The organism is Geobacillus sp. E263, from assembly GCF_007197795.1.
In the GTDB taxonomy this organism is placed as follows: domain Bacteria; phylum Bacillota; class Bacilli; order Bacillales; family Anoxybacillaceae; genus Parageobacillus_B; species Parageobacillus_B toebii.
In genome coordinates this window covers 1,251,407-1,270,600 of the sequence record NZ_CP041632.1, presented here as the reverse complement: position 1 = coordinate 1,270,600, position 19,194 = coordinate 1,251,407, and the positions used below count along the sequence as shown (strand labels likewise).

General features: G+C 44.1%; 23 protein-coding genes. 1 reads left to right on the top strand and 22 read right to left on the bottom strand.

Annotated features, from left to right (window positions below):
* Positions 1-62: 62 nt before the first annotated feature.
* The 10 genes from panD to FNL97_RS06565 form a co-directional block, all read right to left on the bottom strand.
* Positions 63-446 (bottom strand): aspartate 1-decarboxylase, encoded by a 384-nt coding sequence (gene panD / locus FNL97_RS06610; protein ID WP_143415242.1) that lies wholly within the window; start codon positions 444-446, stop codon positions 63-65.
* 40 nt (positions 447-486) lie between these two features.
* On the bottom strand, positions 487-1,335 hold the full coding sequence (gene panC / locus FNL97_RS06605) for a pantoate--beta-alanine ligase (RefSeq protein WP_143415241.1): 849 nt from the start codon (positions 1,333-1,335) through the stop codon (positions 487-489).
* Complete coding sequence (panB, locus tag FNL97_RS06600; RefSeq protein WP_143415240.1) at positions 1,332-2,171, bottom strand: 3-methyl-2-oxobutanoate hydroxymethyltransferase; 840 nt, start codon at positions 2,169-2,171, stop codon at positions 1,332-1,334. Before panB ends, panC begins: the two co-directional genes overlap by 4 nt.
* A 262-nt stretch (positions 2,172-2,433) precedes the next feature.
* Positions 2,434-3,423, bottom strand: a complete 990-nt coding sequence (locus tag FNL97_RS06595) for a biotin--[acetyl-CoA-carboxylase] ligase (RefSeq protein WP_143415239.1) — start codon at positions 3,421-3,423, stop codon at positions 2,434-2,436.
* Positions 3,381-4,595, bottom strand: coding sequence for a CCA tRNA nucleotidyltransferase (locus FNL97_RS06590; protein ID WP_143415238.1), 1,215 nt, complete (start codon positions 4,593-4,595; stop codon positions 3,381-3,383). The genes FNL97_RS06595 and FNL97_RS06590 overlap by 43 nt, the downstream gene beginning before the upstream one ends.
* A 4-nt stretch (positions 4,596-4,599) precedes the next feature.
* Complete coding sequence (gene bshA, locus FNL97_RS06585; protein WP_015864256.1) at positions 4,600-5,727, bottom strand: N-acetyl-alpha-D-glucosaminyl L-malate synthase BshA; 1,128 nt, start codon at positions 5,725-5,727, stop codon at positions 4,600-4,602.
* Positions 5,728-5,729: 2 nt separating this feature from the next.
* Positions 5,730-6,440 (bottom strand): bacillithiol biosynthesis deacetylase BshB1, encoded by a 711-nt coding sequence (gene bshB1 / locus FNL97_RS06580; protein WP_015864257.1) that lies wholly within the window; start codon positions 6,438-6,440, stop codon positions 5,730-5,732.
* A complete protein-coding gene (gene mgsA, locus FNL97_RS06575; protein ID WP_015864258.1) occupies positions 6,430-6,852 on the bottom strand; it encodes a methylglyoxal synthase in 423 nt (140 codons plus the stop codon). Before mgsA ends, bshB1 begins: the two co-directional genes overlap by 11 nt.
* 26 nt (positions 6,853-6,878) lie before the next feature.
* Positions 6,879-7,679 carry a 4-hydroxy-tetrahydrodipicolinate reductase gene (gene dapB, locus FNL97_RS06570; RefSeq protein WP_015864259.1) on the bottom strand — a complete coding sequence of 267 codons (801 nt, stop codon included), beginning with the start codon at positions 7,677-7,679 and terminating at the stop codon, positions 6,879-6,881.
* Positions 7,679-8,017 carry a nucleotide pyrophosphohydrolase gene (locus FNL97_RS06565; RefSeq protein WP_015864260.1) on the bottom strand — a complete coding sequence of 113 codons (339 nt, stop codon included), beginning with the start codon at positions 8,015-8,017 and terminating at the stop codon, positions 7,679-7,681. The genes dapB and FNL97_RS06565 overlap by 1 nt, the downstream gene beginning before the upstream one ends.
* 143 nt (positions 8,018-8,160) lie before the next feature.
* On the opposite strand from FNL97_RS06565, the gene FNL97_RS06560 reads away from it, so the two are divergent.
* A complete protein-coding gene (locus FNL97_RS06560; protein WP_062678517.1) occupies positions 8,161-9,030 on the top strand; it encodes a YitT family protein in 870 nt (289 codons plus the stop codon).
* Between the two features lie 28 nt (positions 9,031-9,058).
* Here the strand turns inward: FNL97_RS06560 and ypjB are convergent, their stop codons facing one another.
* The 12 genes from ypjB to hisC all read right to left on the bottom strand — a co-directional run bounded on the left by ypjB (position 9,059) and on the right by hisC (position 19,179).
* Entirely contained in the window at positions 9,059-9,847 is a 789-nt protein-coding gene (ypjB, locus tag FNL97_RS06555; protein ID WP_062678518.1) for a sporulation protein YpjB, read from the bottom strand.
* A 58-nt stretch (positions 9,848-9,905) separates the two neighbouring features.
* The gene (gene lhaT / locus FNL97_RS06550; RefSeq protein WP_143415237.1) at positions 9,906-10,499 is read right to left on the bottom strand and encodes a lipoprotein heptaprenylglyceryl N-acetyltransferase LhaT; all 594 of its coding nucleotides are present in this window, start codon (positions 10,497-10,499) and stop codon (positions 9,906-9,908) included.
* Between the two features lie 81 nt (positions 10,500-10,580).
* Entirely contained in the window at positions 10,581-11,348 is a 768-nt protein-coding gene (locus FNL97_RS06545; RefSeq protein WP_143415236.1) for a menaquinol-cytochrome c reductase cytochrome b/c subunit, read from the bottom strand.
* 47 nt (positions 11,349-11,395) lie between these two features.
* A complete protein-coding gene (qcrB, locus tag FNL97_RS06540; RefSeq protein ID WP_015864265.1) occupies positions 11,396-12,070 on the bottom strand; it encodes a menaquinol-cytochrome c reductase cytochrome b subunit in 675 nt (224 codons plus the stop codon).
* A gap of 3 nt (positions 12,071-12,073) precedes the next feature.
* Positions 12,074-12,580, bottom strand: coding sequence for a QcrA and Rieske domain-containing protein (locus FNL97_RS06535; protein ID WP_015864266.1), 507 nt, complete (start codon positions 12,578-12,580; stop codon positions 12,074-12,076).
* 149 nt (positions 12,581-12,729) lie between these two features.
* A complete protein-coding gene (locus tag FNL97_RS06530) occupies positions 12,730-13,185 on the bottom strand; it encodes a YpiF family protein (RefSeq protein WP_143415235.1) in 456 nt (151 codons plus the stop codon).
* An 86-nt stretch (positions 13,186-13,271) separates the two neighbouring features.
* Complete coding sequence (locus tag FNL97_RS06525; RefSeq protein ID WP_015864268.1) at positions 13,272-13,805, bottom strand: ReoY family proteolytic degradation factor; 534 nt, start codon at positions 13,803-13,805, stop codon at positions 13,272-13,274.
* Positions 13,806-13,861: 56 nt separating this feature from the next.
* Complete coding sequence (locus FNL97_RS06520; protein WP_172713566.1) at positions 13,862-15,118, bottom strand: tetratricopeptide repeat protein; 1,257 nt, start codon at positions 15,116-15,118, stop codon at positions 13,862-13,864.
* Between the two features lie 119 nt (positions 15,119-15,237).
* Complete coding sequence (locus FNL97_RS06515; RefSeq protein WP_286173495.1) at positions 15,238-15,531, bottom strand: hypothetical protein; 294 nt, start codon at positions 15,529-15,531, stop codon at positions 15,238-15,240.
* A gap of 88 nt (positions 15,532-15,619) precedes the next feature.
* The gene (gene aroA, locus FNL97_RS06510) at positions 15,620-16,906 is read right to left on the bottom strand and encodes a 3-phosphoshikimate 1-carboxyvinyltransferase (protein ID WP_143415233.1); all 1,287 of its coding nucleotides are present in this window, start codon (positions 16,904-16,906) and stop codon (positions 15,620-15,622) included.
* A 15-nt stretch (positions 16,907-16,921) separates the two neighbouring features.
* Positions 16,922-18,025, bottom strand: coding sequence for a prephenate dehydrogenase (locus tag FNL97_RS06505; RefSeq protein WP_015864271.1), 1,104 nt, complete (start codon positions 18,023-18,025; stop codon positions 16,922-16,924).
* 56 nt (positions 18,026-18,081) lie between these two features.
* Positions 18,082-19,179, bottom strand: a complete 1,098-nt coding sequence (gene hisC / locus FNL97_RS06500) for a histidinol-phosphate transaminase (protein WP_015864272.1) — start codon at positions 19,177-19,179, stop codon at positions 18,082-18,084.
* Positions 19,180-19,194: the final 15 nt, after the last annotated feature.

Genomic DNA, 19,194 nt, shown 5'->3' with positions numbered 1-19,194 from the left:
TAAAAAAACGTAACGAGAGGGGACTTTTCGCTCTCGAAACAGCCCCCTCTCCCTTTCTTTTATTATAAAACCGTATGTGCTGGCTCTTCGACAATTAGCTGCTGAATGCGATTGTTTTCATCCATAATAGCGATTTTCGGACGATGTTGGGCAATTTTGTCCTCAGGAACGATGGCATAGGAAATCACAATAATGACATCACCCTTTTGCACAAGACGGGCAGCTGCGCCATTTAAACAAAATACTCCGCTGCCGCGCTCGCCAGGAATAATATATGTTTCAAAACGCGCCCCATTGTTATTGTTGACAACTTGCACTTTTTCATTAGCCACCATGCCAACTGCATCTAAAATATCGGCATCGATCGTGATGCTGCCAACGTAATTCAAATTTGCTTCTGTCACACGCGCGCGATGAATTTTCGCATTCATTAATGTCCGAAACATGAAAAATCCCCCCTAAAGAAAGCAAGTAGCAAAATCATAATTACACGATGTCCAGTGTAATATTATCGATGAGGCGAGCGCTTATAAAGCGAACTGCAACCGCGATAATCACTTTTCCATGCAGCTTTTCAAGCGGCTTTAAATCTGGGTAAGAATAAACTTCTACATAATCAATCTCTGCATGTGTATGTGTTTGAATATAATTTTTCACTAATGCACAAATCGTCTCTGGATTGCGCTCTCCGTTCTCAATCGCTGTTTTTGCCTGCTGCAGCGCTTGATATAACGCCGGCGCCTCCTTCCGTTCTTCCGGCGATAAGTAAACATTACGAGAGCTTTTTGCAAGGCCGTCTTCTTCGCGAACAGTCGGCACAGCCACTAATTCGATCGGAAAATGAAAATCCCGAATAAGTCCATCCACAACAGCAACTTGCTGCGCATCCTTCATTCCAAAATAAGCACGGGTCGGCATGACAATATGAAATAATTTCGTTAAAACGGTAGCCACTCCATCGAAATGACCAGGTCTTGATTTTCCGCAAAGCACATCAACGCGTTCTTTCACGGTCACTTGTACGCTCAATGGGTGTGGATACATTTCCTCTACACTGGGGCAGAAGAAAACGTCTACACCGTTTTCTTTTGCAATGCGCTCATCACGTTCTATATCGCGCGGGTATCGCGCAAAGTCTTCATTTGGACCGAACTGAAGCGGATTCACAAAAACGCTTAATGCAACGATATCATTTTCCTCGCGCGCCTTTTTTAACAGAGCAATATGCCCCTCATGCAAATACCCCATCGTCGGTACAAAACCGATCGTTTTTCCTTCAAGGCGATATTGCTGCATCATGGTTTGCATATCCTGTATTTTCGTTGTCACGATCATGTTCGTTTTCCCCCATATAGCGCAATCCATTCTTCTTCTTTCATCGTAAACATATGAGCGGCTTCTGGAAACTGCCGTAATTTCACATCAGCGATGTAATTTGCGAGCGCGTGAGAAATGGTTTCTTGAATATTAGCGTATTTTTTTACAAATTTTGGAACACGATCTACCCCATATCCAAGAACATCATGATATACTAGCACTTGGCCATCCACTTCGTCACCAGCGCCGATACCGATCGTTGGAATCGTCAACTGTTTCGTTATTTCCGCGGCAATTTGTTTCGGCACACATTCCAAAACGAGGGCGATTGCGCCGGCTTCCTCGCATAACTTAGCGTCTTCTATTAATTTTCGTGCGCTTTCCGCATCTTTCCCCTGCACTTTATAACCACCAAGCACTCCAACAGACTGCGGAGTAAGTCCAAGATGGGCAACAACTGGAACCCCTGCTTTTGTAAAGGCGCGAATAACGTTTACAACGTCATCGGCGCCTTCCACTTTCACTGCGTTCGCTCCTGATTCTTGCATTATGCGTTGAGCATTGCGGAGCGCTTCCTCCATGGATAAATGATAAGACATAAACGGCATATCGGTTACGATAAACGTATTCGGCGCTCCGCGACGAACCGCTTTCGTATGATGAATCATATCTTCGACGGTAACAGGTATCGTTGAATCATACCCTAAAACGACCATTCCGAGCGAATCGCCGACTAAAATCATGTCAACACCCGCCGCCTCCGCCAGTTTCGCCGACGGGAAATCGTAAGCAGTCAGCATGACAATTGGTTCATTTTCTTGCTTCATTTTGAAAAAATCGCTTTTCGTTTTCATTATCTATTCCCTCCTCTTTTGTCGCAGAGGAGATGAATCACCGAACAAAAAAACCTTCTTTCTCTACCTTGAGAAAGAAGGACGCTTATCGCAACAATCGGCTGAGTTCATCCCTCTGTCCAAGTCCTTCTAAGGATCAAGGCAGATCGTTTTTTATTTGATTGTCCTTCTTGCCCGGTGCAGTTCTTTCGCAAAAGATACTGCCCATTTCCTTGTTAGTTCGTATTTTAACAAAATTGTTACATTTTTTCTAGATGAATGTTTATAATTGAATATCGGCAGAGTGAATATAATGGATATGTTTTTCTTCATCTTCAAGCATAAGCACACCTTCATCGGTAATGCCCAGTGCAATTCCTTTGATCGTCCCGTTTAACGTTCGTGCGGTAATTTCTTTTCCGATGCTTGTCGCATATCCTTCCCATAATAGTTTAATGGGACGGAAGCCGTATTGTAAATACTGTTGATATAATCTTTCAAGCCGCAGCAGAATTTCTTGGACCAGCTGCGCGCGTGGAATGCGCTCCCCTTTTTCAATGGCGAGCGATGTAGCAATCGTGCGAATTTCTTCTGGAAATTGATCCAATGTTTGGTTGACATTAATGCCCATGCCGATAATCACCGAATGAATCCGATCAGGGTCTGCTTGCAGTTCCGTTAAAATACCGACACACTTTTTTCCATTGATTAAAATATCGTTCGGCCATTTAATGTCCGGGACGATGTTCACTTTTTCTTGGATCGCTTGCGCAATCGCAACTGCTGTTAACAAAGTAAGCTGCGGCGCTTTTTGCGGCGGAATTGGCGGACGCAAAATGAGACTCATCCATATTCCCGTTCCTTTTGGAGAAAACCATTTGCGGTCCATCCGTCCGCGTCCCGCCGTTTGCTGTTCCGCGATCACAAGCGTCCCTTCTTTTGCTCCTTCATACGCAAGGCGCAAAGCGATCTTTTGCGTAGATGTTACTTCCTCTTCAAAATGAATATAGCGGCCGAACGTTTCCGTCTTTAAACCAAGTTGAATTTCATTTGCTGTCACTTTATCAGGAGTTTTTACAATGCGGTAGCCGAGACGGCGCACCGCTTCTAATTCAAACCCTTCTTTCCGCAATTCTTCGATATGTTTCCAAACAGCCGTACGTGAACAACCTAGCACTTCACTAATTTTTTGTCCAGAAATAAAATCTCCATTCGCCTCTGAAAATAGCTCTAACAATTTTCTCCGCGTATCAGATTGCGATGAATGAGCCATTCGTGAATCCGCTCCTTATGATTATCTACTTCTCCATGAATAACCGCTCGTTCAATGAGTGTCAATATCTCTTTTACCCAAGGCCCTCCCGGTTTGCCAAACCATTTCATGATGTCGTTTCCGCTTACTGCTAATTCTTTCTTTGTTTTAATCGGAAGAGACATAAACAATTCGTTCAATTTCTTTCGATGTTCCTCCACATTTTCGCCGCTTGCCACTGAACGAATCGTTTCCGCGGCAATCGCATGCTCAAGTCCGAATTCAAATAATCGCTCTTTCGTCCAATCACTGTTCGAAGGAATCGTTTGTAAAATCCGTAACGCCATCTCCACTTCTTTGATCAGCCGATTCGGCAGCTTCCACGCTCGTAAAAAGTCAGCGGCCGAATCGATGCAAAGGATATAGCATAAAAATCCCCACCGCTGCCCGCGTGAATCAAGCAGCCTCCAATTATAGCGGGCAGCTGCCTGCAATTCATTCTCTTTGTCACGCAGCATCGGTAAATATAAAAACAACCCTGTTTCTACTAGTAAAGACAAAGCTCGGCTAGCAAACGGACCCTCAAGCAGCTTTTCAAACTCCATCGTCATCCGTTCCACCGAAATATGGGCAAGAAGCGCAGCGTTTTCTATAATCGCCTGCTTTGTTTCTTCATCAAGGGAAAATCCTAATTGACCAACAAACCGGATCGCGCGCATCATCCTTAACGCATCTTCTGAAAAACGCGCTTTTGGATCACCGACCGTACAAATGATACGATTTGCAATCGCCTCTTGCCCGCCAAATGGATCGATCAACTTTCCTTCTGCATCCATCGCGATCGCATTCATCGTAAAATCACGGCGCTGTAAATCTTCATAAAGGGATCGGACAAACGTAACCGCCCCCGGCCGACGATAATCTTCATATTCACTTTCTGTTCGAAACGTTGTCACTTCGTAGGAAATTCCGTTATGGACAACCACTACCGTTCCGTGTTGCGAACCGATATCAATCGTTTTTGGAAATAATTGCATCACTTCATCTGGCAGCGCGGATGTAGCAATATCAATATCGCCAATTTCTCGATTTAATAAAAGATCGCGCACCGCACCGCCTACAAAATACGCTTCATATCCGTGCTGCTGCAATGTTTGAATAATGCCGAGCGCTTTTTGAAATGGTTCTTTCATCACCTCACCCCTTTGCCAATGAAAAATAAATATCTTCATATTGTTCCACAATTTGTTCCGAATAAAATTTTTGATATACCGTTTGAACCGCCTGCTTGGCCATATACATGTGAAGATGTTTGTCTGTTAAAATGCGAAGCGCTTTATTTGCCACTTCTTCCACATTTCCAAGCTCACATAAAAACCCTGTTTTACCGTCTTCAATCACTTCAGGAATGCCGCCGATCGTCGTACCAATGCAAGGAACGCCGCAGGCCATCGCTTCTAATAGCACAAGACCAAAGCTTTCTTTTTCTGATAATAGCATCTTCACATCGCTAATCGAATATAATTCATCGAGCTTGTCTTGTTTTCCTAAAAAGCGTACATCATCACTAAGTCCAAGCTCTGTCACAAGGCGGCTGACGACAGTCATTTCCGGTCCATCGCCGACAAGCAGCAGTTTCGCAGGCAGATGCTTGCGAATGAGAGAAAAAGCGCGCACAACATCAGGAACCCGCTTGACTTTTCGAAAGTTGGATACATGAATGATGACTTTTTCGTTCTCATCAATCCCATATTCTTTCTTTAAATGATTGGCATTTTTTTTGTGATATACACGCTCGTCCACAAAGTTATAGACGGTTTGGATCGGTTTTTGTACGTCAAGAAGCTCATACGTCTGCTTGACAAGCGCATTCGAAACGGCGGTGACAACATCTGATTGTTCAATGCCAAATTTAATCATATCGCTCAACGATGGATCATATCCAAGCACCGTAATATCCGTTCCGTGCAATGTCGTAACAATCTTTAATTTCCCGCCTACCATTTGCTTCGCCAATACAGCGCAAACCGCATGCGGAACGGCATAGTGGGCATGCAACACATCGAGCCGCTCCCGCTTCGCCACTTCAGCAATTTTGCTTGCCAGAGCTAAATCATATGGCGGATATTGAAATACGGAATATTGATTGACGCCCACTTCATGATAATAAATGTTGCCATACACTTTATTGAGACGAAACGGCATGCTCGAAGAAATAAAATGAATTTCATGCCCTTTTTCTGCCAGCAATTTCCCTAATTCGGTCGCAACGACACCAGAGCCGCCTACTGTTGGATAACAAACAATCCCTATTTTTAGCTTCATTGTCACACTCCTAATAAATCATTGGCAATCTTAAGTGGTTTTTTTGCGAAAAATCCTTCCGCAAACATCACGCCAGCTTCTTTTCCTAATAACCGCTCACGGCTTTCCACCATTTCAATATAGCCGTCTGTAAGCGGTGTATCGACAGATCCAGCCGCTTTTGTAAATTGGCTTTCATAGGAGCGCAAACTGGCTATTTTTTTGTCGATCGTATCACTAATATCGATGACAAAATGCGGGCGGTCCCACGCATTAATCATATAGTAATAGACAGAATGAACGCGATGTGCCGGCAAGTCCGGCTCTGTTTTATAGCGGCGGATGCCAGCGGAAAACACCGCCTCTTCCACAAGATGTGCGCAGCGGCCATGATCCGGATGCCGGTCCACCCAATAAGGGGCAAACACAACGTGCGGGCGGTATCGGCGAATTACTGAAACAATGCTTTTAACCGCTTCTTCTGTCACATATAAGCCGCGGTCCGGAAGGCCAAGATTTATTCTTGTGGCCACTCCTAATATATCCGCAGCCTCCCTTGCTTCTTTTTGCCGCAATTCCACCGTTCCGTTTGACGATAATTCGGCTAATGTTAAATCGCAAATGCCAATGCGATAGCCTTTTTCGGCATATTTGGCAATCGTTCCACCCATCCCGATTTCGACATCATCCGGATGGGCGCCGAACGCTAACATATGTAATTGCTCATAATCCATTTATTTCACCTTTTCTTCCACGAACAATGTTTCTCCATGCAAAATCGCCGCGCTCTAACCCTTTAATTAAAATTTCCGCCGTCCCCATATTTGTCGCAAGCGGCACCGAATATACATCGCATAAACGAATTAATGCGCTGACATCCGGCTCATGCGGTTGCGCGGTCAGCGGATCACGGAAAAATATCACCATATCCATTTCATTTCGGGCAATCATTGCGCCAATTTCTTGATCTCCACCATATGGTCCTGATTGAAAGCGATGCACTTTCAGTCCTGTCGCCTCTTGAATGCGAAGACCTGTTGTCCCGGTCGCATACAATTCATGCTGTTCTAAAATCGGCTGATAGGCAGTAACAAACTCAATCATATCCGCTTTCTTTTTATCATGCGCGATTAACGCGATCTTCACGATAGCACCCCCGCTTAGTGGCCGTTTTACTCGATAATGTGTTCCAAACCGTATACGAGCGTATGCAATTTCATGACTGTTTCTACTGACAATTTTACTCCAGACATGAACGAAGCGCGGTTGAACGAATCATGGCGAATCGTTAATGCTTGTCCATTTCCGCCGAAAATCACTTCTTGATGAGCGATAAGCCCCGGGAGGCGGACACTATGAATCGGTATGCCGTCATACGTCGCGCCGCGCGCTCCGGCAAGCGTCTCTTTCTCATCCGGATGGCCTTGTTTTTTTGTCGGGCGTACCATCGAAATAAGCTGTGCCGTTTTCACTGCGGTTCCGGATGGAGCATCGAGTTTTTGGTCGTGATGTAATTCGATAATTTCAACATCAGGAAAATATTTCGCCGCCATTTGCGCAAATTTCATCATTAAAATGGCCCCAATCGCAAAGTTAGGCGCAATGATCGCTCCAATTCCTTTTTCTTCCGCTAACGTGGTAAGACGTTGAATATCTTCATCCGTAAAACCGGTCGTGCCAACGACAGGACGGACTCCGTAGCGAAGCGCGATTTCAGCATGTTTTTTTCCTGCTTCCGGTGTCGTTAAATCGATGAGTACATCCGGTTTGATTTCTTCAAAACAGCGGGCAGCATCGGTATATATCGGGGCGTGAATGCCGGAAAATCCTTCGACATCCGCTAAATTTCCCCCGTCATTTTTACGGTCAATGACGGCAGCAAGCTGAAAATGATCGGTCTTTTGTACAAGGGAAACCGCTTCGCGTCCCATTCGGCCACGCGGACCGGCAATGACGATACGGATTGTCTCCATTATGCTTCCTCCTCTTCTTTTCGCGTCCAGCGGTTTTTATCACGGGTACGAAACTTTTCCATCACCATATCATGTGCTTGTTGCAAATCGATATGGAGAGAGTTGGCAAAACAGATAAGGACAAATAGCAAATCCCCTAGTTCTTCTTCAATGGTTTTTTCCTTTTCCGTCTGTTTTTTCGGCTTTTCGCCATAATAATGATTCACTTCCCGCGCCAATTCGCCAAGCTCTTCGGTAAGTCTCGCAAGCATGGCGAGCGGGCTGAAATACCCTTCTTTAAATTGGCTAATATATTCGTCTACCTCTTGTTGCAGCTGCTTCATCGTCTTTTCTTGCATAAACGTCACCTCTCATGTTTTCATGTTAGCTAAAAGCAACGTTTTTGACAAATATTTTTGCGCCTAACGCGCGCACATTGCTTATACAAACAACTTCATCTATAATTAAGGACGCTGACTACTATGAAAACGGAGGTAGCCATATGATTTTCGGGCTAAAAATAAAAAATATTATTTTCATTTTACTTGGTGCTGCCATTTTTGCGTTTGGACTTGTCCATTTCAACATGCAAAATAATTTAGCAGAAGGCGGCTTTACAGGAATTACGCTGCTTCTCTACTTTTTATTTGACATGGATCCATCCATTACAAACTTAGCGTTAAACATTCCTCTCTTCTTTATCGGTTGGAAATTGCTTGGGCGCAATTCGTTTTTATATACGATTATCGGAACGGTAGGCCTTTCTCTTTTCCTCTGGATTTTTCAACGTTACGCCATTCATATGCCGCTAAAGCATGATATGACGCTAGCGGCGTTATTTGCTGGCGTATTTATCGGCGTCGGTCTGGGCATTATTTTCCGTTACGGCGGAACCACAGGCGGCGTCGACATTATCGCGCGACTTGTCCATAAATATAAAGGGATTAGCATGGGAAAAACGATGTTTACGTTTGATGCCGCCGTTATTACTCTTTCATTGCTTTACCTTTCTTACCGCGAGGCAATGTATACGCTCGTTGCAGTGTTTATCGCCGCCCGCGTCATCGACTTTATGCAGGAAGGTGGATATGCGGCGAAGGGAGCAACGATTATTTCAGAAAAAAGCGAGGAAATTGCCAGCAAAATTTTAACGGAAATGGATCGCGGCGTAACGATTTTAAAAGGGCGGGGCTCTTATACGAAACGCGATCGGGATGTATTATATTGCGTGGTGGCGAAAAACGAACTGCCTCGTTTAAAAAACGTCATTATTTCCGTTGATCCCCATGCGTTTGTCGCTGTCACCGACGTCCATGATGTGCTTGGTGAAGGTTTCACACTCGATGAACGGAAGCAGCCGCTAGAACAATAAAAAGGGGCGCCACTCGCCCCCCTTTTCCCTATTCATTTTCATGGGTGCGGTTTTTTTCTTTCTCCCCGCGATATTTCCGCCATCCAACATAAGATAGTGTCAATACAATCATTCCTCCAGTAGAAATGATCACCCATATTAAGGATGGATCGGCTTCGTCTTTTTTGACGCCGTCAAATAACGTCTGTAAGTCTGCGCGCATATTTTTTAAATGTTTTTGCTGATCTTCTTGGCTTAATTGTTGAAATGCCGGTGTTTGCAACATTTCAATCTCTTTATCTATTTTTTTCGCTTCCTCAGGCTGCACATCAATTTTGACGCTTGGCTCAATCAGCTCATAATGGTTTAAAAATTGACGCAGAGAGGCGGTAAATGCTTCCTCTTTTCCTTGTTCTACCGCTTTCTCAAGCTGATCAAACGACCCCATCACTGTTGTTTCCATCTCTGACCAAAGAGGTTGATGTGTCGAATGAATCGCATCAACAACAAGGCGAAACTGTGTTACTTTATCAATTCTTTCCTCCTCCGGCAATGAGGATGCTGTTACCGTTTTCAGTGCATTTTCGTGAGTAATCGTGATCGCGCGAAGTTCATCTGCTGTTTTAAGCCGGTCCCGGGCGTTCATTTGAAAAAACTGATCGGAAAAATACGTCAATACTTCCTTTGCTTCTTCGAAACGTCCATTTTTCGCCAACTGTAACGCTTGATCAGAAATTCGATCCAGTTTTTTCCAACTACCATCATTTTCGGCGGCGTAATTATGCAATGGAAATAAACAAATGAGCGTGATAAAAGCAAATAGCCATATTCGCTTCATTCTTGTCCCTCCTCCATTAACTATTACAATGTATGAAGGAGTGGACAAGAGTAGACCATTAATTTAATGAAAGAAAAAGTCTCCCTTTTCGTACACATAACATATAACTAATCGCGATCGAAATGATACTCAGCCAAAACGTAAAATAGCCGATTGGCGGCATATATTGATTTAAAACGCTGTAACGCGGCATCATTCCAAAAACATAATCGATGATGTCATTATGTAACGTCCAAACCGCGGCGAACGCTAAATGAGGCAAGCGAAACCGATAAAACGGAGCATATAATATTCCCTCGACCGCCATGGCACCGTGAGAAATGATTAACATCCATCCTGCGACATCAAGCGTTCCGGTCACTTTCCATACTAACAAGTTCATCACGACCGCCCAAACGCCATACTTCACTAATGTCACGATTGCCAACGCTTCAAGCAGCGGAAAATGACGGCCGAGCAAAAACGCAATCAGAACTAGCACAAAAAATAAACTTGCGGTTGGGCTATCTGGAACAAACGGCAAAAAAATTGGCGGCGTCTCCGCTAATTGATAACGATACCATATATATCCGTAAATCGTCCCGATCACGTTGACTATAAGCAAAAGCCATAACACGGAACGATGGGCCAGCAGCGGATAAAACCATTTCATGAAAATACACACCTGCTTCCTGTTGATCGCTGTAATAGAAAAAGCTGACTAATCATAGTCAGCTTTTCCTTTGGTGAATGTTTATTTCTCTTTAAGTCCCGCAATAAATTCAGCGAGTTTTTTCAACTCTTCGTCCGTACCTTTGAAAATGCCTGCAGGCATGCCGCCTTTACCTTCTTTTGCGATTTTCGCGATTTCTTCCGGTTTCAAGCCTGTGCCAATAAGCGATGGCGCAGCTGCACCGCCGGATAAGTTTTCACCATGGCAGGACGTACATGTGTTAGCTTGGGCAATTTTATATCCTTCTGCGTTTTTGTCAATTTCCACTTCCGCCCGGATTTTTCCTTGTTCAGCAGCTTTTTTCCAGTCATGCGTAACAACGGCTTCCCAAGTTAAATATACCATTGACGCAAGCGTTAAAAGCATCATTCCGGTAGCGACAGGACGCTTCCATGGACGACGTTCCGGACCGCGATCCAAAAACGGCGCTAACAATAACGCACCAAATGCCAACCCTGGTATCACAATTGCCCCGACCACTGTATAAGGACCTGATGCATACGAATATTTAAGCAATTGATATAAGAACAAGAAATACCAGTCCGGAAGCGGAATATATGCCGTATCCGTCGGATCAGCGATACGCTCTAATGGAGATGGATGGGCGACCGTCAAACATAAAAAACCGATCAAAAAGACGGAGCCAACCATCCATTCTTTTAATAGGAAGTTCGGCCAAAACGCTTCCGTTTTCCCGGGATATTCCGAATAATCTTTTGGAATATTCGGCTTTCTCACTGCGGGCACGCGGGAATCGCCGACAAATTTCATTCCTTTTCCGCGATGCATTGCATGTTTCCCTCCTTTTTCTTCTCACTAAACAGCGTTTATGCGAATCACAGTGGACCAGAAATACCTTGTCTGCGAATCATTAAGAAGTGCGCAGCCATTAAGCCGAGCAATGCAGCAGGCAAGAAGAAAACGTGAATCGCAAAGAATCTTGTTAGCGTTTGCGCCCCAACAATTTCCGGGTCTCCTGCGAGCAACGTTTTAATGGCCGGGCCAATAATCGGCGTTGCTTCAGCGATTTGCAAGCCTACTTTTGTCGCAAATAGCGCTTTCATATCCCATGGCAATAAGTAGCCGGTAAAACCAAGCCCCATCATGACCATGAAGATAAGTACACCAACGATCCAGTTTAATTCGCGTGGCTTTTTGTATGCACCTTGGAAAAAGACGCGCAACGTATGTAAAAACATCATGACAATAACAAGGCTCGCCCCCCAGTGATGCATACCGCGGACGATTTGTCCGAACGCCACTTCATTTTGTAAATAATAAACCGATTCCCAAGCGTTTTTAATATCCGGAACGTAATACATTGTTAAAAACATTCCAGATAAAATTTGGATAACAGTAACAAAAAATGTTAATCCGCCAAAACAATAAACAAATGCGGAAAAGTGATGGGCCGGGTTAACATGTTCCGGAACTTCATGGTCAGCGATATCCCGCCACAAAGGCGTAATATCTAAACGCTCGTCAACCCAGTCATAAAGCTTATTTAACACGTATTACGCCTCCCCTCGTGGTTTCGCTTTACCTAAGTATAATTTGCCGTCTTTCACTTTGTACTCGTAACGGTCTAGCGGAGCTATTGGCGGCGTTCCAGGAACATTTGTACCGTCTTTAGTGTAACGCCCGTAATGGCAAGGACAGAAAAATTGGTTCGGATGTTCCTTGTCCGTATTCCAGTCTACCGTACAGCCAAGGTGTTTACAAATCGGAGACAGCGCTACGATTTCTCCTTTTTCGTCTTTATACACCCATGCGGATCGCGGCTCTTCCGACTCATACCAAGCGTCTTTTATTTTTACTTTGAAATCAAAACGCTTTGGTTCGGTCGTAATGTCCTTTACATCCGCTACCGCTACCATGTCCGTTCCCGCTTCATCCTTTAAAATTGGATCAACAGCAAAACGGACCATCGGCATTAGCATGCCAGCAGCCATAAAGCCGCCTACACCAGTTAACGTGTAGTTTAAAAATTGACGTCTTGTTACGCGGTTTTTTTCACTCATTGTCTTCCCCCCTCTATACAAAATGAAGTCCAACCGGACGGTATTTGTATAACACAATATAAAACTAGGACATTCTAATGATAGCTCATTCAGCGTACAAGGTCAATATCGTCATCGCTTTAACCTTTCAACTTCTTCATCACGCTGCTTCATGACCATTGCGAAATGAAAAAGTTCAGCAACTGAGATGTTTGTTCGCGAATGATTTCTTGCTTATATGATTCATCCATATCCTGCAGTGGAATCGCCGGCACCATCCACAGCCTGCCAGAAAGCTGATTTTCATATTCTTTCCATGTGCGGTCACATGTCACATAAAAAACATGCTTCATCCCATGTTCCATCAGCTGTCTTGTCCAATCCCCAAGCCGCCGAATGAGTTCTTCACGCTGTTCGCTCATAAAATACGTAAATGGCGGAAATAAAAACAACCTCCCCTTTAGTTGACGTTCCGCCTCATGAACAATTAGCTGCACAAACTCTCCTCCGGATGCAGCCGCTTTGGCGCCATCGGCAATCGTAATCGGAATAAGCGGAATTAAAGCTGTGTCAATATAATCTTTTTCTTTCACATATATCTCCACATCTGCTGCTGTCCACTTCATGCACATTCTCCTTCTTTTCAACGTCATTTTCTTTATCACCATACCATATTTTTTGCAAAAAGAAAAACCTTGCGTTCCGCAAGGTTTCACAACTGTTTCAACTGATCAGTAAGGCGGCGAAATGCCTCTTCATCTTGACGGTCTAGCGCGTCGTCAATGAGTTTCATTAACCGTTCTCGTTGAAATTCATAAAGCGATTTTTTTAAAAATTGCTCAGCCAACCGCCGATCGTTTTCATTTACTTGCACTTGTTTTGGAGCATATGGATTTTCTTCCAATACTGCGACATATTGCGGCGAATGGAAAGAAGCACGGAAATTCAACTGGATATAAATATCTTCATCCCGATTTAAACGAATATCATGAAACGATTTTTCCGCATCTGTCGTCATGACATTGCCTTTATAAAAACGGAACGGGACATCATCGACGCAATGAGTTGACATAATGATGCCGCGCGGACAATATTGGGCATTTTCCACAAAATGAACCTTTTGCATCAGCTGATCATGGCTCATTAGATAGTTTAAAATCCAGACACATTCCCGGCGTTTTAACTGGTAATGATTTAAAAACCAACGAATAAACTCTTTTTTCTCATTCACGGATACATGCGTCATTATGCGCTTCCCCCTCAATCGTTTTCCAAGAAAGAGGTGATATTCACCGCAATCCCCTACTCCTCCAATTGAAGCAATATGTCTGCTGCCTCTATGTGCCCAGGATCGAGACGTACGATTTGTTGAAATATTTCTTTCGCTCTCTCTCTATTTCCTTCTTCGATCAGAAAATAGCCATATTCTTCAAGAAAATCAACATTATCCTTAAAGAAAGTATATGCCTCCCGGTAATGGTTTAATGCATCAGAATACATCTCAAGCTTATGTTTCGCGCGCGCTAAATCCCATTCAAACTGAGGATCATACTCCCCTTGTTTCATCGCTTCTTCCAAGCAGGAAACGACTTCTTCATATCGCTCTTGATGCAATAGCAACGCACATAACGTAGTCAGCGCCTCGATATATCCTTGGTCAATCTCGATGGCTTTGCGCAGCCACGACTCTGCTTCATCCGGTTTTTTTAGTTTTAATGCGACTTTTCCGGCATATAACAATAATTCTTTATTCCACTCATCAACGTGAATCCCTTCTTTTGCAATTTCATAGCTTTTCTCAAGCTGTCCTTCTTGCTCATATGCTTTGGCTAAATATAGATAAAGCGGCACATATTCAGGGTCAAGCTCTTTTAGCTCGCTTAACTTTTCGATTGCGGTTCGGTAATACTCCGCTTGAAACGCCGTAAATCCATAACCGAATAATGTCCGGCTGTCGATTTTTTCTTGCAGCGCTTCGTCGTAATATGGCAATGCCTGCTCAAATTCCCCGCATAAACTGAGCGCTTCGGCGAGCCGTTCTGGAATGTGCGTACCGGCAATCGTCTTTTCTTTTTTTAATACTTTTTCATAAAACGGTATGCTTTTTGGATATTGTCCCGTCGAAAAATATAGCTCTGCTAACGCAAACTGAATAATCGGCTCATCCGGCATTTTTTCATATGCTTGTTGGAGCTTTCGTTCACTTACTTCCTCGAGCCCTTGCATTTGATACAAGTCAGCGGCAATCAGACACGCACGGGCAAAAAGGGGATCATCTTCATCGATTTGTTCTAAAATTTCAAGCGCTTTTTCTTCCTCTTCCAGCTCTGTGTATACTTCAGCTAAAAATAGCCGCACTTCTCCTTCATCAGGATAACGAAGCGATAGCTCCTCAAGCAATTCTTTCGCTTCTTCTAACATTCCCCATGAATATAAATAATCCGCAAGCTCGTATTTTTCTTCATCACTGCCATTTTTTTTGATGTCAGGCACAAGTGCTAATGCTTTGTCTACTTCTCCGTTTTCCACAAGACGAACGATTTCCTCGATTCGTTTCATATGCATAAACCCTTTCCTACTGAAGATGTGCAACAAACATTCCCGGTGCGCGGATCACCCGCTCCATGCCAAATCCGGGATAAAAGTATATTTGATTTCCTGCTTTAAGCAATCTTCCTTTATGAACCGTAATAACAAGGAACATGATTATCATAATCGACAATAGGCGTTTCGGCAACTAAACGGCTCACTGATTCTTTTTTATATAAATTATAATCTACTTCTCCACCGATACGAAGATCTCCTTTTTGCGGATAAATCCCAATTTTCTTTAACACATCAAGCGAAAGCGGCGTTCGTTCCTGTAATGGAAATGGGATAAATGGAATATTGCGATTACTATCAATCACGAGCGAGCAGCGTTGCAGCTGTTCTTGGCGAATGACGTACGCTCCTTCAATCACATATGGCATGTCTTCATTCCCCCTTTACGACAAGCTATGAAGGAATGAAAAGACATATGAATAAAAAAGCAAGAAACCTGTATTTGGTTTCTTGCTTCTACATTAAGGAATGAAGATGATCAAAAAACGATGGATAAGAGACTGCCACCGCTTCTGGACGTTTTAAACAGACAGTTCCTTGCGTAATGCAGGCAGCGATCGCTAACATCATGCCGATGCGGTGATCACCGTAGCTATCCACGACGGCTTCCTTTGCCTTTAACGGTGCTTTTCCATGAATGATCATACCATCGTCTGTCGCTTCAATATCGGCGCCAAGTTTGCGCAATTCTGCCACAACCGTATCAATTCGGTTCGTTTCCTTCACTTTCAATTCGCTTGCATCTTTAATAACAGTCGTACCTTCGGCCTGCGTTGCGAGCAAGGCGATAATTGGAATTTCGTCAATTAGCCGCGGAATAAGAGCACCGCTAATTTCCACTGCTGTTAGATTCGAGGTGCGAACGGTAATATCACCAAGCGGTTCCGTTTGTTCATTACGAATATTCTCGATCGCTATTTCCGCCCCCATTTTTTGCAGCACATCGATAATTCCCGTTCTTGTCGGATTGAGTCCGACATTTTTTAACGTAATTTCACTGTTTGGTACAATCGCGCCAGCTACTAAGAAAAAGGCGGCAGACGAAATATCTCCCGGAACGTATATATTTGTGCCTACTAGCTGCTGCGGTCCGGTAATGGAAACTGTAAGATCGTCCACTGTTACGTTTCCACCGAATAACCGAATCATCCGTTCTGTATGGTCACGAGAACGATGTGGTTCCGTTACTGTCGTAGTTCCATTTGTTGTCAATCCCGCCAATAAAATCGCCGACTTCACTTGTGCGCTCGCGACAGAAGACTCGTAATGAATGGGCTGAAGTTCGCCGCCGCGAATGGATAACGGGGTATAGTTCCCATGCTCGCGGCCGTCAATGTGCGCACCCATCATTTTTAGCGGCTTTGTCACTCTAGCCATCGGCCTTTTGGCGATCGATTCATCGCCAATTAAGCAAGAATGGAACGGACAGCCCGCTAGAATCCCGAGCAATAATCGCGCTGTTGTCCCGGAGTTGCCAACATTTAAAATGTCAGATGGCTCCTTAAGACCTTTTAATCCCTTTCCTTCGACAACAACATCGCTTCCGTTTTGCTCAATCGACACTCCCAATTTTCGAAAACAATCGATCGTACTTAAACAATCTTCTCCCTGTAAAAAATTCGCGATGGTCGTTGTTCCATTAGCAATTGCTCCAAGCATCACAGCGCGATGGGAAATCGATTTATCCCCTGGAACATTGATGGTTCCTCGTAATGATGAAATATTGGTTCGCAACGGTTGCACATCTTCCCCCTCCGTTTACACTTCATATGTTTCGTAATTCGTATGTCTTTGAATACAGGCTTTCGCCTTCGCCCGATCTTCCTCGCTTTGAAAGCTAAGGCGGAGCACACCGTAAATTTCTTCCCTTGTCTCAATAATACGAATATTTGTTATGCTAATTTGTTCTTTTGCAAGATAGCCGGTAATTTCGGAAATAACCCCAGGATAATCAGGAACATCGACATATAGATCGTAAAAAGATGGAATTGCCCCTTTCGTTCGCGCTGGAAGCCCGTCGCGAAATTGTTTTGCTTGTAAAAAATACCGGTAAATCGCTTCGCTATTTTCCTCTTCCACAATGGAACGAAGCTTTTGCATCTCTGAAATCCAGCCATCAAATAGCGCCAACATTTCGTCTTTATTATGTATAAAAATATCGCGCCACATTTCCGGGTTGCTTGAAGCGATGCGCGTAATATCGCGGAACCCCCCTGCGGCAAGACGGCTGACAAGCGGATTTTCTTTTTCATACTGTTGTGCTTGATGGACAAGACTTGCTGCAATAATATGCGGAAAATGGCTAATCACTCCAGTAATGCGATCATGTTCTTCTGGCGACAGCACAACAAACTGTGCTTTCGTTCCCTTTAGCCACTCTTTTAGCCGTTCCACATCCCTTGCCGCTACATCATTCGTCGGCGTCAAAACGTAAAAGGCGTTTTCAAACAAATGCGCCCTTGCTGCAGCAACGCCGCTTTTATGCGAACCTGCCATCGGATGGCCGCCGATAAACGTTATTCCTTGCTTTCCTAACTGTTTTGCATGTTTGACAATTCGTTGCTTTGTGCTTCCAACATCCGTGACAATTACATTTTCTTTTAATACGCTGAAAGGCATCTCCGCCAAGATTTTTTCCGTTTGCATAACAGGAGTGGCTAAAATGATTAGATCAGCCTGTCTCATCCCTTGTTCAAGGGAAGAAGCAATTTCATCAATCACTTTTAATGAACGAGCAAGTTTCAGCTCATTCTCATTTACATCATATCCGATAATGACGGCGTTCGGATGCGCTTTTTTTATCGCTAGCGCCATCGAACCACCGATTAAACCAAGTCCAACAACAAAGACGTTTCCTTCCAACTGCTTCACCTTCTTGTGTAAAAATGCTCCCGTTGCTTAAAAGCAACGGGACGGCCTTATATAAGCTGCTTTTCTTTCAACATTTGCGTTAATGCATGAATGATTCGTTCGTTTTGCTCTTTGGAACCAACCGTGATGCGCACCGATGTCGGAAAACCGAGCGCATTGCCGGAGCGAACGATGATGCCCCGCTCAAGCAAATATTGAAACACTTCGTTTCCCTCGATACCAAAATCAATTAAAATAAAGTTCGCTTGTGACGGATAATAGCGCAGCCCGTTTTCCTCACAAAAACGATAAAACGTCTCTAACCCTTGTTTATTTTTTTCGACACATTCGCGAATGAATGCTTGATCATCTAAAGCAGCAATGGCAGCTGCCTGCGCGACGCTTGATGTATTAAATGGCTCGCGCGCCGGTTCGATCTCACGAATGAGCGTTTCGCTGGCAATACCGTATCCAACCCGCAGCGCTGCTAAACCGTATGCTTTTGAAAACGTACGCAAAATCATTAAATTATCATATTGGCGGAGAAGTGGAACGGTTTGCGGATAATCATTCGCCGTTGCGTATTCATAATACGCCTCATCCAAAACGGCAAGGACATGGCTAGGAACTCGCTCAAGGAAAGAGGTTAATTCCTGCTCGTTCACATACGTCCCTGTCGGGTTGTTCGGGTTGCATATCCAAACGACGCGCGTTTGTTCATCAATTGCATTCAGCATTGCTTCTAGATCATGTCGCCCATCCACCAGCGGAATTTCACGAATTTCCGCCCCTTCAATCACCGCGTTATGACGATATTGTGGAAACGTCGGCGCAGCCATCACCGTATTCGTATTCGGAGATAAAAACGCGCGGCAAATAATTTGCACGACTTCATCCGACCCGTTGCCGAAAATAAGCTGTGTTTCGTTGACCCCTAAATGTGTGGCAACTTTTTCGCGCAACAGACGTGCGTATCCATCGGGATAAATGGCAAGATGATCTAATTGTTTCATCACCGCCTCTTTCACAGCAGGTGAACAACCATATGGATTTTCATTGGATGCTAGTTTAATAATATCGGTAAGCCCGTACTCTCGTTTTACTTCTTCAATAGATTTTCCCGGCTGATAAGGGGGAAGCCCCCGCAACTGTGTTTTAATTTCCATGATGACACTCCCTAT

Coding starts and splice junctions, on each gene's coding strand:
- panD (WP_143415242.1), bottom strand. CDS start 446: ATGTTTCGGACATTAATGAATGCGAAAATTCATCGCGCGCGTGTGACA.
- panC (WP_143415241.1), bottom strand. CDS start 1,335: ATGATCGTGACAACGAAAATACAGGATATGCAAACCATGATGCAGCAA.
- panB (WP_143415240.1), bottom strand. CDS start 2,171: ATGAAAACGAAAAGCGATTTTTTCAAAATGAAGCAAGAAAATGAACCA.
- FNL97_RS06595 (WP_143415239.1), bottom strand. CDS start 3,423: ATGGCTCATTCATCGCAATCTGATACGCGGAGAAAATTGTTAGAGCTA.
- FNL97_RS06590 (WP_143415238.1), bottom strand. CDS start 4,595: ATGAAAGAACCATTTCAAAAAGCGCTCGGCATTATTCAAACATTGCAG.
- bshA (WP_015864256.1), bottom strand. CDS start 5,727: ATGAAGCTAAAAATAGGGATTGTTTGTTATCCAACAGTAGGCGGCTCT.
- bshB1 (WP_015864257.1), bottom strand. CDS start 6,440: ATGGATTATGAGCAATTACATATGTTAGCGTTCGGCGCCCATCCGGAT.
- dapB (WP_015864259.1), bottom strand. CDS start 7,679: ATGGAGACAATCCGTATCGTCATTGCCGGTCCGCGTGGCCGAATGGGA.
- FNL97_RS06565 (WP_015864260.1), bottom strand. CDS start 8,017: ATGCAAGAAAAGACGATGAAGCAGCTGCAACAAGAGGTAGACGAATAT.
- FNL97_RS06560 (WP_062678517.1), top strand. CDS start 8,161: ATGATTTTCGGGCTAAAAATAAAAAATATTATTTTCATTTTACTTGGT.
- ypjB (WP_062678518.1), bottom strand. CDS start 9,847: ATGAAGCGAATATGGCTATTTGCTTTTATCACGCTCATTTGTTTATTT.
- lhaT (WP_143415237.1), bottom strand. CDS start 10,499: ATGAAATGGTTTTATCCGCTGCTGGCCCATCGTTCCGTGTTATGGCTT.
- FNL97_RS06545 (WP_143415236.1), bottom strand. CDS start 11,348: ATGCATCGCGGAAAAGGAATGAAATTTGTCGGCGATTCCCGCGTGCCC.
- FNL97_RS06535 (WP_015864266.1), bottom strand. CDS start 12,580: ATGAGTGAAAAAAACCGCGTAACAAGACGTCAATTTTTAAACTACACG.
- FNL97_RS06530 (WP_143415235.1), bottom strand. CDS start 13,185: ATGAAGTGGACAGCAGCAGATGTGGAGATATATGTGAAAGAAAAAGAT.
- FNL97_RS06525 (WP_015864268.1), bottom strand. CDS start 13,805: ATGACGCATGTATCCGTGAATGAGAAAAAAGAGTTTATTCGTTGGTTT.
- FNL97_RS06520 (WP_172713566.1), bottom strand. CDS start 15,118: ATGAAACGAATCGAGGAAATCGTTCGTCTTGTGGAAAACGGAGAAGTA.
- FNL97_RS06515 (WP_286173495.1), bottom strand. CDS start 15,531: ATGCCATATGTGATTGAAGGAGCGTACGTCATTCGCCAAGAACAGCTG.
- hisC (WP_015864272.1), bottom strand. CDS start 19,179: ATGGAAATTAAAACACAGTTGCGGGGGCTTCCCCCTTATCAGCCGGGA.